At 46.4% G+C, this 13,945-nt stretch carries 19 protein-coding genes and 1 pseudogene; 1 reads left to right on the forward strand and 19 read right to left on the reverse strand.

The features are described from left to right. Positions 1-109: 109 nt before the first annotated feature. The 6 genes and pseudogenes from ACTNB3_RS16715 to ACTNB3_RS16740 all read right to left on the reverse strand — a co-directional run. A pseudogene (locus ACTNB3_RS16715) lies at positions 110-982 on the reverse strand (VapE domain-containing protein); the annotation flags it as partial. Next, positions 960-1,604 carry a CHC2 zinc finger domain-containing protein gene (locus tag ACTNB3_RS16720; RefSeq protein ID WP_441027025.1) on the reverse strand — a complete coding sequence of 215 codons (645 nt, stop codon included), beginning with the start codon at positions 1,602-1,604 and terminating at the stop codon, positions 960-962. The pseudogene ACTNB3_RS16715 and the gene ACTNB3_RS16720, both read right to left, overlap by 23 nt. A gap of 64 nt (positions 1,605-1,668) precedes the next feature. Then, positions 1,669-2,943 carry a serine/arginine repetitive matrix protein 2 gene (locus ACTNB3_RS16725; RefSeq protein ID WP_441027027.1) on the reverse strand — a complete coding sequence of 425 codons (1,275 nt, stop codon included), beginning with the start codon at positions 2,941-2,943 and terminating at the stop codon, positions 1,669-1,671. Positions 2,944-3,398: 455 nt separating this feature from the next. After that, entirely contained in the window at positions 3,399-3,740 is a 342-nt protein-coding gene (locus tag ACTNB3_RS16730; RefSeq protein ID WP_441027029.1) for a DeoR family transcriptional regulator, read from the reverse strand. Further along, the gene (locus ACTNB3_RS16735) at positions 3,737-3,925 is read right to left on the reverse strand and encodes a hypothetical protein (RefSeq protein ID WP_212096049.1); all 189 of its coding nucleotides are present in this window, start codon (positions 3,923-3,925) and stop codon (positions 3,737-3,739) included. Before ACTNB3_RS16735 ends, ACTNB3_RS16730 begins: the two co-directional genes overlap by 4 nt. A gap of 103 nt (positions 3,926-4,028) precedes the next feature. Next, a complete protein-coding gene (locus ACTNB3_RS16740) occupies positions 4,029-4,199 on the reverse strand; it encodes a hypothetical protein (protein WP_441027031.1) in 171 nt (56 codons plus the stop codon). A gap of 160 nt (positions 4,200-4,359) precedes the next feature. On the opposite strand from ACTNB3_RS16740, the gene ACTNB3_RS16745 reads away from it, so the two are divergent. Further along, positions 4,360-5,226 (forward strand): helix-turn-helix domain-containing protein, encoded by an 867-nt coding sequence (locus ACTNB3_RS16745; protein ID WP_441027033.1) that lies wholly within the window; start codon positions 4,360-4,362, stop codon positions 5,224-5,226. Positions 5,227-5,288: 62 nt separating this feature from the next. Here ACTNB3_RS16745 and ACTNB3_RS16750 read toward each other — a convergent pair whose 3' ends face one another. From ACTNB3_RS16750 to ACTNB3_RS16810, 13 genes are all read right to left on the reverse strand, one after another. After that, a complete protein-coding gene (locus ACTNB3_RS16750) occupies positions 5,289-5,819 on the reverse strand; it encodes an AAA family ATPase (protein ID WP_441027052.1) in 531 nt (176 codons plus the stop codon). Between the two features lie 52 nt (positions 5,820-5,871). Next, positions 5,872-6,234, reverse strand: a complete 363-nt coding sequence (locus ACTNB3_RS16755) for a nuclear transport factor 2 family protein (RefSeq protein WP_022030129.1) — start codon at positions 6,232-6,234, stop codon at positions 5,872-5,874. Positions 6,235-6,292: 58 nt separating this feature from the next. Beyond that, positions 6,293-7,078 (reverse strand): ABC transporter permease subunit, encoded by a 786-nt coding sequence (locus tag ACTNB3_RS16760; RefSeq protein WP_441027035.1) that lies wholly within the window; start codon positions 7,076-7,078, stop codon positions 6,293-6,295. Between the two features lie 12 nt (positions 7,079-7,090). Then, positions 7,091-7,885: an ABC transporter permease subunit gene (locus ACTNB3_RS16765; RefSeq protein WP_026667058.1), complete on the reverse strand. Its 795-nt coding sequence runs from the start codon at positions 7,883-7,885 to the stop codon at positions 7,091-7,093. Between the two features lie 13 nt (positions 7,886-7,898). After that, positions 7,899-8,786, reverse strand: a complete 888-nt coding sequence (locus tag ACTNB3_RS16770) for an ABC transporter ATP-binding protein (RefSeq protein ID WP_441027038.1) — start codon at positions 8,784-8,786, stop codon at positions 7,899-7,901. Continuing rightward, entirely contained in the window at positions 8,783-9,400 is a 618-nt protein-coding gene (locus ACTNB3_RS16775) for a TetR/AcrR family transcriptional regulator (RefSeq protein WP_441027040.1), read from the reverse strand. Before ACTNB3_RS16775 ends, ACTNB3_RS16770 begins: the two co-directional genes overlap by 4 nt. Before the next feature lie 171 nt (positions 9,401-9,571). Beyond that, entirely contained in the window at positions 9,572-9,817 is a 246-nt protein-coding gene (locus ACTNB3_RS16780) for a DUF6061 family protein (protein WP_022030134.1), read from the reverse strand. 340 nt (positions 9,818-10,157) lie between these two features. Continuing rightward, complete coding sequence (locus ACTNB3_RS16785; RefSeq protein ID WP_441027042.1) at positions 10,158-11,390, reverse strand: tyrosine-type recombinase/integrase; 1,233 nt, start codon at positions 11,388-11,390, stop codon at positions 10,158-10,160. 90 nt (positions 11,391-11,480) lie between these two features. Next, positions 11,481-11,675: an excisionase gene (locus ACTNB3_RS16790; protein WP_441027044.1), complete on the reverse strand. Its 195-nt coding sequence runs from the start codon at positions 11,673-11,675 to the stop codon at positions 11,481-11,483. Between the two features lie 178 nt (positions 11,676-11,853). Then, positions 11,854-12,294, reverse strand: coding sequence for a hypothetical protein (locus ACTNB3_RS16795; RefSeq protein WP_441027046.1), 441 nt, complete (start codon positions 12,292-12,294; stop codon positions 11,854-11,856). After that, a complete protein-coding gene (locus ACTNB3_RS16800) occupies positions 12,260-12,454 on the reverse strand; it encodes a hypothetical protein (protein ID WP_441027048.1) in 195 nt (64 codons plus the stop codon). Before ACTNB3_RS16800 ends, ACTNB3_RS16795 begins: the two co-directional genes overlap by 35 nt. A 78-nt stretch (positions 12,455-12,532) precedes the next feature. After that, positions 12,533-12,967, reverse strand: coding sequence for a phage holin family protein (locus tag ACTNB3_RS16805; protein WP_441027050.1), 435 nt, complete (start codon positions 12,965-12,967; stop codon positions 12,533-12,535). Positions 12,968-13,087: 120 nt separating this feature from the next. Then, positions 13,088-13,627, reverse strand: a complete 540-nt coding sequence (locus ACTNB3_RS16810) for a hypothetical protein (RefSeq protein WP_427808719.1) — start codon at positions 13,625-13,627, stop codon at positions 13,088-13,090. Positions 13,628-13,945: the final 318 nt, after the last annotated feature.

The raw sequence follows: 13,945 nt of genomic DNA on the forward strand, positions 1-13,945 counted from the left end.
CCGTATTATCGCTGTCAATCTGCCATTAGCTCCCAGACTGCGCGGTCGATTCTTTAAAGGACGGAAAAATAATTTGTCGTTTGCGTCTCCCTCAATTCGCTGTCCAACACTCCAAAATGTGAACCTTCGACTGCTCCGGGTACACCATGACCGGAATAAAGCGGCGATTGCCGGAACGGTCAAGGGGCAGGAAGTCGAGAGCATTGGATGTGCCGCCGAATACACACTGTCTCGGTCTGTCTGCCGGGTGGGTTTCGTAGGGGATTTTGTAAACCTCCTTCTGGCGGCTCAGGAAGGACTTGATTTCCTCAATGCTCTTGGCGTTGGCAGTTGCCATCATCTCGGACATTTCGATAATCCAGTGACCTTGCAGCTTGCGATACACATTGTCATCGTCCAGCTTGCGAAGGTCATCCGAAAACCACTCGTCCCGGAGAGCCAGCAGCCGGAAGAAGGTAGACTTACCCGCTCCCTGACCGCCTACCAGACAAAGCATGATTTCAAACTTGCTGCCGGGCTTGAATGCCCTTGTAATCGCCCCCAACATAAACAACTTCAAGGCTTCATAGCTATACTCACTGACCTCAGCTCCAAGGAAGTGGTGCAGGGCATATCGGATGCGCTCCGTTCCGTCCCACGCAAGGCTGTTCAGGCAGTCCCGGATGGGATGGTACTTATTTTCATTCGCCACAATACCAATGGCGTTTTCAATCTTTTTCTCACTGGTCAGCCCATAATTTTCTTCCAAATAGAGCAGCAGATATTTCATATCCGTATCTGTCAAGGCTGTACCAGTCCTGTGATAGCCGATGGGCTTTATAATGTCCTTGCGGTCAGTCAGGATGTTATAGGCAATGGCTCCGGCAAGCACCGGGTCACGCTGGAACACCGTCAGACAGTTGCGGATGCTCTGCCGGACACCGCCCTTCTCCGTACTTTCCAATTCGGCTTTTATCTCCTCAACGCTCTGGGGCGGCTGCATGGCGTTGACTGTGTTTTTCAGGGCCTCCCGCATCTGGGGCGGCAAGTTCTGATAATCGTTTTTCAAGCTCTATCACATCCTTTCCGTATTCAGTCATAATCTGCGCCCGTTCCTCCGTATCGCCGGACAGCAACGTGTCCAGCAGATATTCCACATGGCTGGTTTTCTGCAAGGCTTCCACAAACCGGGGATGCCATTCCTCATTCGAGGACTCCGGCGCATACTCGGTTTTCCACCGTTCCAGCAGATGGCGATAATCGGCAAGAACACGGAAGCAATGGCTCTGTGCTTCCCTGAACTGTACCTCCGGGGATTTGTGCCGGGGCTTGGGCTTTTTCATCTTATCTGGGAGCTTCCCTTCCTCGTAGGACAGTCCAAAGTCCCTTGCCAGCTGTACAGCAGCTTCCTTCTTTCCCAGCCCATACAGAGCCGCTGTGAAGTCAATCACATCCCCATCTGCCCCGCAGCCGAAGCAGTGATAACGCCTGTCCAGCTTCATGCTGGGGGTCTTGTCGTTGTGGAACGGGCAGCAAGCCATTCCGTTTTTGCCTACCCGGATTCCGTAGTGTTCCGCAGCCTGCCGGGTGGTCACAGACTGCTTGACTGTTTCAAAGACATTCAAATCATTTCCTCCTGAAAATAGGAAAGGCACCTGACATTCTCAATACGAAAATGGCAAGTGCCTGTTAGCGTTCCATATCCTGTTTTTTGTGAGTTTCCTTTTTCCTTGCGGCATCCTCAGCAGTCACAATCGCCTTGTTGCGGTTCAGCATTTCATAAATGGAAGTTCTGGCTTTTTCCTTGATTTGCTGGGTGTTTGCTTTTCTGACCTCCGGCTTTGTCAGTGCAGCCTTCATTGCACTAAGGGCTGTCTGCATGGCTTTGGTGATTATGGAAACCACATTGTCCAGCCGGGCGGCAGCGTACTCCCGCTCCTTTTTGGGAGCCTTGCGCTCCGGGGACAGCAGCCAGGACTTTGTTTCCTCCACCAACCGAATATCCTGTTTGTGGGTTTCCACCCGGACGGTATCGGTCACGACCTCCACTGCCTTGTCGTAGGCAATCTCAGAAACATCGTCAATCAGAGCTTCCACATCATCCAGCTTTAAGGTCAGCTCGTCCAGCTTTTCTTCTTTCTCCTGAATAACGGTTTCCTGCTCCTGAATCGTCTGGGATTGCACCGCCAGCTGCTCCTTCTGCTTGGCAAGAATGAAGTCCTGCTTTTCCAGATACTTGCGACCGCCGTACTCCGGCTCCTCCTCCAGCTGCAATCCGTGCTTTCTGCAAATGTCGAAAAGCAAAGCCCTGCAGGCGGCATCGTAGACCATCTTTCTATTGTTGTGGCGACCCAGCTTCTTGTCCGGCTCCGGCAGTTCAAAGCCAAGGGCTTCCAAAGCTTTCTCCTGCTGGGGGCAAAGCTCCCCGTACTGATTCTCACAGTCAAAGACATGACGCTCATGGATGTGGGGCGTGCTTTCATCAATGTGCAATGCCCAGTCCAAAATGTGCACATGGGAACCGAAGCGTCTTTCCAGCTCCGCAAAAAATTCCGTAGCCACCAGAAAGAGGGTTTCCGCAGAAGCGTGTTCCTCCATCTTTCCGATTTGGAGCAAACTTTCCTCCGGGCAGGTCTTTTTATTTTTCAGAATTTCATCCGTAGTGCGGTTGCGCTCCGTGTGGCGGTTCTTTTCATTACGGGCATTCTGTCCGTCCGTGTAATCAGAATAATGGGTGTGATAATAAATCTGCTCGACTTCTTCAAAGGTAGAAGCAAGCTGGATCTCGTCACTGTTCTTTTCTGCCAGCTGCCGATAACCGTTGTAGCAGTCCCAGTAGATGTTGTGTTCGGCTCGCTGCTCGTCAATGTGTTCGCTGTTGCTCACATCGAAATTACGGTCATTGTGCTTGGGATTGTAAACGCCATTCTTTCCGGCACGACCGTTGTGTTTTGTCAGTTTCAAATTTGGTTCCTCCGTTTCTTTAAGATTTTCCCCGCAGGGGGGAGGGGCAGCGAAGCTGTTTCCTTGCTGCATTTCTGCGCCAAGTAATACCCAGTATTAAGCGGCGCAACGCCACTTAACTGGGCAAGGCTGCCGCCCTTGACCTGCACAGGGGTATTGCATCTACGCTCCGCTTCGGTCCACGCAATACCAAGGTCCCCTGGACTTTGTGCGACCCTGTACCCATGCACAAAGGGCTGCGCCCTCTGTACTCCTGCCCGAAGAAGCTGAACCTCGCCCTTTCCTCTATGGCTCCTTTCAGCTTCTTCGGCTTTTTCGCAACCCCCCAAGGGACTTCCGAAAAAATAGCCGCTGCCGGATTTTGCATTCACGCAAAAACTGACAGCGGCTTCTCATCTGACCTTAGCAGTCACATTCGATTTTCTCTCAACAGTGTTGAGGATTTTCAAGCGAACTCAGGAGGGAACTTCATCGTCTTCTCCCGGTATCAGCACATAGATTCTGTTCGGCTCTCCAATGCTTCGTCGCACCCGCATAATCAATCCGGCGGTTTCCAATTCGTTCAAAGAACGCTTCACCGTCATTGTGCTTCTGGACAATGCGGCTGCAATCGCAGCCACCGGGAAGCAGACAAACAGAATCCCATTCTCGTCCTCCTGTCCATCTGAAAGCATAGCATCCAGCATCCGGCAGTACATGACCCTGGCTGTGCTGCTGACCGGGAATCCCAGCAACGCTCTGGGAAAGGGCATACAGGGCGGCAGCGGTGTGTCTATCGTCATAAATTCAAAATTCATTTGGTTGGGTTCTCCTTTTTCTTCGCTCGTTTGGATAAATAACGAGGGCAGTCAACCACAACTGCCCGGAAACTCTGCCTGCATTCATGCTGGCACTTCCGACACAGATTGTTGTAGCTGACACGCCCCCGATCATTCAGGAAAAAGGACAGTTCCAGTTTCCTCTTTTGGCTCATTCTCGGCACAATGGTATCCTCCCGATTTTGTGTATGGTTTCGGGGCGATTTTTAACCAAAACACCGCCTTGGAGCGGTGCAAAAATCCCCGAAGGATTGCTGACAGGGTAGACTATCCCCCTGTCAGATTGTCGTGTTTCGGTATCATTATTTGTGTCAGTTCGCCGCTGTACCCTGATGTCGTTCCTGCCCCAGTTTCTCTGCGGCGTTTTGCTTCCGTTGGCACGCTCGTATCGGTCAGGGTTCCTCCATGTTCCTGCCGATAGTCACTGCGCTGCTTCACCGGGAAGCATATCCCATCAGGACGGTCATTCGATTGGAATAATCCATCGATGAACTGACTACATTATGGAACATTTTTGACCCCCGTGCCGGATATCCGCAAAGTAGGATTTTCTGCTAAAAAGCAAAAATTTCCACGATTGTGGACAAGGCATGATATAATGAAAACAGCGGCAGAAATGCAGCCGCAGGAAGGAGATTTTGCCATGAAAAAAGGCTTATCAATACAAGAAAAACTAAAAGATTTGCGAGTTGTGGAAAAAGGATTCACGCTAAAACAGCTTGCAGATGAAACCGGAATCGCTTCATCCACTCTGGGCAGCTATGAAAGCGATGATTACAAAGACATCAGTCATACGAATCTGGTGATCCTTGCCGAATACTACCATGTTTCTACCGATTGGCTGCTGGGTCTCACCGAATCCCGTGAAGTTCAGAATCACGAAATTGCGGAGCTTCATCTGGACGATGAAACCTTGGATATTCTAAAAAGCGGCAGACTCAACAACCGTCTGCTCTGCGAGATGATAAAGCACCCGGATTTTCTAAAGCTGATGACTGACACCGAAATCTATGTGGACGGCATCGCCACCATGCAGATTAAGAATATGAACGACTGGCTGAATGCGGTTCGGCTCCAAATTGTGCAACAACATAACCCAGAGAGCAACGACCTGTATGTTCAGGTTCTGGACGCTGCCCGCATCGACGAAGAGGAATACTTCTTCCATAACATCCACGGCGATCTGGATCGGGTCATTCGCAGCATCCGTGAGAAAAACCAAAATGCCACGGAATCCGCTCCCATTGAACGCCCCGCATCCAACGACAAAAAGATGCAGCGGCTTTTGCAGTCCATGAAATACAAGAGTAATCCGATTGAAGAATTTTGGCGTTACTTCTGCGAAGAACTGCAAATTGACTACGATAAGCTTCTTGATGACGAGCATGACACCATGAAGAGAATATTTAAGAAATCTAAGTTGTTAAAGAGTTTCCCAAGTCATAAGAATAAAGCCCGGAAATAAAAAAGCCGCTGCCGCATGGTTTTAATTCCATGTAGCAGCGGTTTTTCGCTGGTGGTATTCCGTTACAATAACAACGCTGTTTTATTTGAAATTTTCTCGTTTATTGCGGAAACTGTATCCTGAAGCGAATCATTTGTTGTGTCTATAGCATTCCGCTCATATACTCCAAGATGATGGAATTGCTCCCACATCACTTCTACCAATTCAGTATTTGTTTCGCTATCCAATTTCAAACGTCCAGTCGCCCGGTTCAGGGTTTCCTCCTTGCTTGCTCTCAAAATGATATAATGTACTTCATAGCCTTCGTGAACGATATTTAACCAAGGCTGCAAAAACCACGGGCCGATAATTCCATCCACGATTACATCATATCCACCACGGGCATAACGCTTTGCGGCTTCTAAAAAGGCCTCGATCACAATCAGGTTTTGCTCATTGGATTCCGGCAAATGCGGCAATATTGCCCCTTTGCTCAGGTAATGGTAAAAATCATCGGTATGCATATGCACTGATTTTTCCATACAGGATTCCTTCGCAACAATAGCTGATACTGTCGATTTTCCAGTTCCCGGAGGGCCTGTAATTACGATAATTCTTCCTCGCCCATTTTACTGATCCCTTCAACTTCGTGCTTTGTTCACTTTTTCACAACGATTCAATAGGTAAATTATGCTGCTTCAAAAAGGACAGCTTATCCCAATATCCTCTCTGGAACAGAATTTTACCATTTACAACATGGAAGAAGCCGCATCCCCGCAGTCCCAGAGGATCCTTCCATTCTAAAATCGCCCACTGTCCATCTTCAAAGATGTTCTCTACAATGGCAGTCATATCGGCAGTGGCAAATTCTGTTGTAAACATTTCTCGGATTGCATCTATCCCAATCACGGGATCATTTGTCACTTGATGGTTGGTTGCGTTATCATGGTACAAGCTCACGATTGCTTCTACATCGTGATTATTGAACGCATCTACCCATTTACATACTACTTCTTTTGGTCGTAACATAAATATTTCCTCCATATATCGTTAGCTGCCTTTTTCAAGATACACGATTCATGTAAAATCACAATTCCCGCCGTTTCCATTGCTTCAGGGCAGCTGCGACACAAATGCCTGCCACAACGATTGTTAAGAAGATATAGGGAAGGTGGAAACCGTGCAGTGCTACCTCGTACACATCAAAATAACGCAATGGGGTCAGATAGTCCAGAAAATGATTACCTGTGTACTCGGCAGTAAAGGCCAACGCATAGGCAGCCAGCATGAAAATTGTTCCTGTCCGCACCGCAGCCCTATAGGACAGGAGCACGCTGGCAAACAACAGCCCCGGGGCAAAAAAGAGGATCTGGGTAAAGAACATTCCCATCGTTGTGGAAAGCACCGCTCCCGGCTGATCCAGACCGCCCAAAGGAAGAACAATTGTGAAATAATTGCACACGCCACTGAACAGGGCGAACACCAGCAGGTTCACTGCTGAAACGATCACCTTCGCCAGAACAATGGTTTTCCGCTTCACTGGCTTTGTGAACAGGTATTCCGATGTTCCGAATTTCTTTTCCTTAGCCACACAGGACAGCCCCAAAGACATGGCATAGGGAAACGCCAGTAGCCCCTCCCAGAAATAGATGCACACATACCAGCCGGTGGATGTCGTCAAGTCGCCTTTGACTCCAAACATAATCATGATCAGTCTCGGAAATTGGCCGACCATCGCTGCCATTTCATCCAGACTATCCTGTAGAGACAGAAGTTCAAAATAGCAGAAACCGCACAGAAGCAGCATGATTCCCAGCCAGATCAACAAAAGTTTTCTGGTTTGACGAAACTCATTTTTAATCAATGTTTTCATGTTCACACCTCCTTAGCTGCGGAACTGAATGTCTTTTTTCAGAAAGACACCGTAAGAAAGCACCAAAAACAGGGCAAACAGCAGCACACACCATCCAAGATACCGGAGGTCATAGAAGCCGTTTTTGGAGATATCAGCGGCTCCGAAGAAAGAGTAGGGAGACAGAAAGCTGATAGCTCGGTTACTGACGATGTTGGAGAAGCTGGTAATGCAATACTCCACAAATACGACTAATCCGGCGGTCAGCAGCGGACTGCGGTTGCGGGAAAACAAAATTCCCACCATCAGGCCCATTGCAGCGAAGAACAGCGTAACAAGGGTCAGGGACAGGGCAATCAGGAAAAACTCTCCCCAAGGAGTTCCGGAACGGAATATTGCCATGGCGAAAAGGGAAGCCAGCAGATACCCCGTACCCACAATCGCCACGCCGACAAACACGGTCAATGCCTTTGCCCAATAAATTGCTTTCCGGGGAAAGGGCTTTGTAAACAGATATTCCGAGGTTCCTTCCGTACATTCTCTGGTGTGAATGGAAATGCCGAAGTGCATCCCAAAAATGCCGGAGGCAATCATGAAAAAGCTGGTCAGGAACCCATAAATGCCCAGCGAAGAGGTTAGGTATTCCATCGATACGCCGACACTCCTGTAAAAGTCCGTGGTGCCCATGGTTTCAAAGAGTTCCACGGAGGCAGCATCCAGAAAGCTGTAATAAGTCGGCGTCATCAAAAAAATACACAGTGCCAAGGCGATAGCCCAGCCCAGGATATAGGTTCGATGCCTTTTCAGTTCATATTTCAAAATGACCATGCCTAACACCTCCTTACGCATAGTAGTGCATGAAGATTTCCTCCAAAGAGGGCTCTTCCAAAAGCACATCGTCCAAATGCAGCAGGTGAAGCTTGTCGATGATCGCTGTGATATTGCCGTTATACATAAAGGAAACAGAGGTCTTGTCAGGACTCTCGGTGTAGTTGGCAATGCCGAGCAATCCCCAGAAGTCACGGGGAATGGTTGTTTTGGCGGTGAGGCTGACCTTTTTATAGCCGCTTTCCCGAAGCTCTTTGATGGACTGAATGCCCACGAGCTTGCCTTCTTTTAAGATTGCCACCCGGTCACACAGCTTCTGTACTTCGCTGAGGACATGGGATGAGAAGAAAATGGTGGTTCCCCGGCTGTTCTCCTCCTTCAGAATATCGTAGAAGGCCTGCTGGATCAGCGGGTCTAAGCCGCTGGTGGGCTCGTCCATAATCAGCAGCTTGGGCGAGGTCATGATGGCAGACACAATCCCCACCTTTTTCTTGTTACCCAGAGACAGGTCTGCGATTTTCCGGGTCAGATCCAGATTGAGGCGCTCAGAAAGCTCATACATTTTCGTTTCGCAGTCCATGCCGTACAGGTCAGCGGTGTATTGCAGCAGTTCCCGCACCTTCATGTTTTCATAATAGCTGTTCTCGCTGGGAAGGTAGCCCACATCTCTGGCAATGACACTGGCCTTGGTCTGGCAGTCCAGGCCGAAAATAGAGGCGTTGCCGCCGCTGGGATGGATCAGGCCCATCAGCGTGCGGATGGTGGTGGATTTTCCTGCACCGTTGGGGCCAATGAAGCCGAAAAACTCGCCCTCATTCACCGAGAAACTGAGGTCGTTGATCCCCCGATGGGTTCCATAGTGCTTGGTCAGCTGGTTTAAGACGATTGCTTGCTCACTCATTTTTGATACTCCTCCTTATAAAAATTTTTCCGCAGAATTGCGATGTTCTCCTCAAAATCCTCCATGACAGCCTGAAAATCGAAGGCCGCCGCCCCACGGTACCGGGCCGCATAGCCCTCGGCCATCAGCAGAAGCATCTGAAAGACCGGCTGAGCATCCTCCGGGTCTTTGAATTTCAACGCATCCTCTTCCCGCAGAACCAGATCGTTTCGGAATCTGCTGGTCTCCTCCGTCAGGATCGCTAGCGTATCTGCCACCTCGGGAGACGTTTCCTCCCAGGCACTGGTAATAAACTGCAAGATAAAAGGCTGATTTTGGAGCCCCTCCATTTTCATGCGGCTGGATGCCAGGATTCTGTCGAACAAATCTGTTTGGGAATTGAGGGCTTCCTTGTCAAATATTCCCTCTATGATTTTCTTGCAGTATTCCAGTAGGTAAATGTAGAGCTGCTTTTTACTGCCGAAATACTGAAACACAGACGCTTTGGAAATGTGTGCGGCTACCGCAATATCATTGATTGAGGCTTTTTCATAACCAAACTTGCCGAAACACAGGAGCGCCGCATTGAGAATAGCCGTTCTCTTTTCTTCGGTCAGGGCCAAAAATTTGTCCAATTCATTTTCTCCTTTTTACAAAATAACCGATTCGGTTATTTAGAGTATAGCACCAATAACCGAATCGGTCAAGCAATAAAAATTATCATTTGAAAACAGATACTTACCTAAAAAGCCGTCTGTACGAGCATTTCTCATGCCCACACAGACGGCTTGCTTTATCTCTGGTAATCAGTCCAAAGGGTTGTATTCCGTAACGGTTTTCAAGTATGTTTCCGGGTCACCATTGAGAATTAAATTCGCATAGGCTACCGGGTCATTGTATATCAGATAGTCAAGCTCTGACCTCTGGTACATATTGTCTGCGACCTCGTTCTCAACGGCGGTGCAGTCTATAGAAATCATGCTGCCATCAGCGAAGCAAAGCTCCACACAGGCAGTATCGATATTAAATTCACAAGTTAATAAATCGCTCATTTTGATTTTCTCCTCATTCTGGTTCCATATTTTCGCAAGTCTGACTCTCCAGAAATATTGGTAAATCTTTGGTAAAATTGAGAGCGAAACACAAAAAACGCTTATTTTCGGGACTTATAAGACGATTTGAGACTTTTCATCATGCCCGGTAAATCCTGCCGTGGCAGATGAAAAGTACTTTTATCATAGTCTCTATAAACCTCCATAAACCCTATAACCCTTGATTTTACGGGGCTTTTCGGGATTTGAGTTTTTCTTCATTTTTTCATAAGTCTCCATAAATCCATATCACTACACCACTGATTGGTGTAGTAAATGGTGTAGTAGCGGTGTAGTTAACTTAACTAACCGTCACTTTTTTTCCGTCACACTTCATCCCATATTTCTCGTTTTCCAAATTGGTTTTTTGACGAAATTCTGTAATCTTCGCCATCTGATCTGCAGCATGTGCATAGTTTGCATGTGTATACACATTGAGTGTCACCCCTGCATCTGAATGCCCCATCAAATACTGCAAATCCTTAATATCCATACCGGCATTTGCATAATTTGTGCAAAACGTGTGTCGAAACACATGCGGTGTAATATTAGGCAAAGGTCTGTCAGGATGAAGCTTCTTATATTTCTTCATTGCCCAACGCATCTCGTTCTCAACGTGAAGTGCAACCTTGGGATTGCCGTTCTTGTCAAGCATGATGAAACCCGTATATCCGTCCACAACGACCTCTTTTTTGACTTTCGGACGCCTTGCAAGCATATTCTTTAAGGATTGATATATGCTGTCTGTCATCGGTAAAAATCTACATCCGCTGCTGGTCTTGGTCTCCTCAACGTAATATTTCCCACCCCGTTCACGAACCAACTGATGATCCACACGGATTCTACGATTCTTAAAATCCAGATCCTTTTTCGTCAGTCCGCAAAACTCACTGACTCTCATACCGGTCTCAAGAAGAACGACAAACTCATCATAGTATTTACAATATGTATTATCATTCTTGATGAAATCCATCCAAATTTCTAACTGCTCATCTGTGAGGGCGATTCTCTGTTCCGAATCATTTACTACTGCATCAGTCAACTTAAACGCAAACGGATTCTTTCTAACAGCGTCTTCATCGTATGCCATCTGGAATGCCGGTTTGATAACTCCCCGCACGCTGGTAATGGTACTGTAACCTCTGCCGTCTTTCTGCAACTTCATGAACCACTGCTTTGCATCGGATACTTTGATAGTACTAATTTTTCGGTATCCGAACTCCTCTTTCTTAACCAGATTCAGAACAAACTGATAACCGACCTTTGTATTGTATCGTACCCCCTGTTTCAAACTAATATACTTTTCAATTAATTCAATCACAGTGATCTGTCCAGCTTCATAATCCAACCCATCATCAACTTGCTTTTGTATTTCCTTTTCTTTCTGACGAAGTTCCTGCAAAGTCGATGCATAAACGGTCTGCCTTTTGCCATGGAAATCGGTATACCTATACTGATAAACAAAATCCTTTCTCTGGCTTTCTCCCGTTTTCAGAATACGCCCTTTTTTATCTTTACGTTTTTTATTATTCATGTTCGAACTCCTTTCATTGCAAAGGAGTCTCGATGTGACATTTAAATCATATCACATCGAAGACTCTTTTTCTACGAAAAACTACAGATGTTAAATGGAAAAAGCCTGTTCAATGTATTTGTCGAATAAACGTCTCTTGATTAGTCGTTTACGCCCTACCCAGAGAACGAAATTGCAATTCTTGTCATTGGTGATCTCACGCAACTTACCAGTGCCAATGCCAGAGTATTCAGCCGCTTCTTCTAACGTCAAGTTTGCCTTTTCCCAAATCGGAATCTCTTTCATATCCAAACCATCCTTTCATTTTTATTTTTCATATTGAATATGGAAGATTTTTATTTTTTCGTTCCAATAGGTCCCTTGCATATCTAAGAAGAAACTTCAAAAAATCTCTCCTACCCAGTACATATTGTACCGAATAGGAGAGATTTCACACAAACTCCCAGCGCTTATCCTTTTCACTTTACACCCTCAACACATAGTCCATCGAGATCCATCCGCTTCCACTTTTCAGCTTTCCCCATCTGGACGCTCCCTGCCCGTCCGCTTCATCTACGATGGTAAATGTTCCCACTCCTGTATACTTTCCGGTCTTTGGATAATTCGTTCCGGGGCCTTTCCGGATATTCAGATCCGGGATCTTGACTCGAACAAGATATGGCTTAGATTCCTTTTCCTTCTCCGCTTCCTTCTCTTCTTCTTTCTCTTTTTTCCTCATCAAATTCTTCACCGCTTTTCGGAAACCGTCCATCGTATATCCCATATGTAATCCATTCCACAGATGCTCCGGATCTCCATGATTTGTCGCGATCCCTCTTGCATGTCCTTCTTTATGGCTTAAGATCACTCCCTCTCCCATCGGATCCAGCTCATACATCCGGCAAAGAATAGCAAGCAGTTCCACTGCAGGCTCTGTCGAAGGAAGCACGGTTCCAGCTTTGGATAAATACAGATGCTTTCGGCTGCGGGCACCCGACCGAATGGAGCATCAATCCTTTTACTTTGATCTTCCTGCCTGCTTTATAACAAGGGTTCTCTTTCATCATCCTTTGTACAATCTTCACATTTCTCACCTCGATTCTCTTCTGAACACCTCCCGTATTCCGTTATTTCCTGGTTGCTCTATTCTTCCATCCTTCCGCCTAATGTGACTGCCTCAGCTTTTTATCCGGTTCTTTTTTCAGGACATCAATCACCTTCGTAATCGCTTCCGGCATCGGAAGTCCCATCAGTCCTGCATTTTCCACAATTGAAAGCAGTTCATTTGCAATAAATCCGATACAGACCGCATCTCGTACATAGTCTGTTCCAAGTAAAAGATCCAGTCTTGCTGCGATCAGAACGTAGAACAGCATCATACCTTTTCTGCATAATCCCTTAAATCCCGCTCTGCTCTCCAATGTTCCGTTCTCTGATTTAGGGCTTTTGCCAAACACTACCGGAAGAAGAAAACCGCCGGTTATCAAATCAATTGCCATGAAGAGTATCAATGTCTGTAACGCCAGATCCCAACCGCCAAAGGCTGCCGCAACAACTCCGCCTGTCAGGCTGATAATGGTAAATATACGCTGTTTCATGTTATTTTCACTTCCTTTCCTTGAAATTTGGGTGCAAAAAAAGGAACGACCGGTGGGTTAGCCGCTCCTTTTATGCTTCATTTTTTTCTCTCATAGTGATAGGCGTTACTTCTCGGTTATTTATTGAAATTCATCTGTCCCTTCTATTTTTATTCCCCATTCCTTCATCTGTCTAAGAAACGTATCTCTTTCCACTTCATATACTTGCGACTCTTCTGGTGCATCCGGTTCCTTGGTTTCTTTGAAATTTACCATAAAGCTGGAAAATGGATGCCATGCTGTATAGCCATATCCGCTTATTTTTTTCTTTTTCGTTTTCTTCAAGGCAAACAGAACACCTTCATCATAATATGGATAACATGCGGTGGTCTTTCCTCCTGTGGGACACACTCGTTTCATTTTCAACTCTTCCCATAAAAACCTCCTTTTAAATATCAGATACTTCATTGTACATCCGTCTTCATCCATAATCAACTCAGGCCAAGTTTGCCAAGTTATACAAAATGTTCCTATGATTAGCATACTCCACCCCACTATTGTTGCATCCCAATGGTTAAAGTCTGCGAGTTTCCCATCCCACGTAAGAAGGAAAAAAAATATTACTGAACACTCCCACCAAACTACATATCGTCTAACATCTTTACTACATTTAATAACCATCCTTTCCCATCCTTTCAAAACGCATTACTATGCATAATATCCCAACGATTTCATTTTCTGCAAGAAATGATCCTGGAGCATCTGTGTTCTGCTTCTTCTTTTTTTCACATTAGTATTAGCTTTTGCTTTGCTTTTTTCTTGCTTTTTTCTTGCTTTTTTGATTTATTTTTCTTATTCGTATTTGTTCTTGACATTGCTTCTGTTATACTAGTGTATTGACATGTTGATATTTAGCTTTACCACCGCCTTTTAAGAGACGGAAGTAAAGCTGGGATATAAAGACTTAAGCTTTATTCTGGCATCACTTGTCCTAAAATG

Source organism: Bariatricus sp. HCP28S3_D3, assembly GCF_052065755.1.
Classification (GTDB): domain Bacteria; phylum Bacillota; class Clostridia; order Lachnospirales; family Lachnospiraceae; genus Allocoprococcus.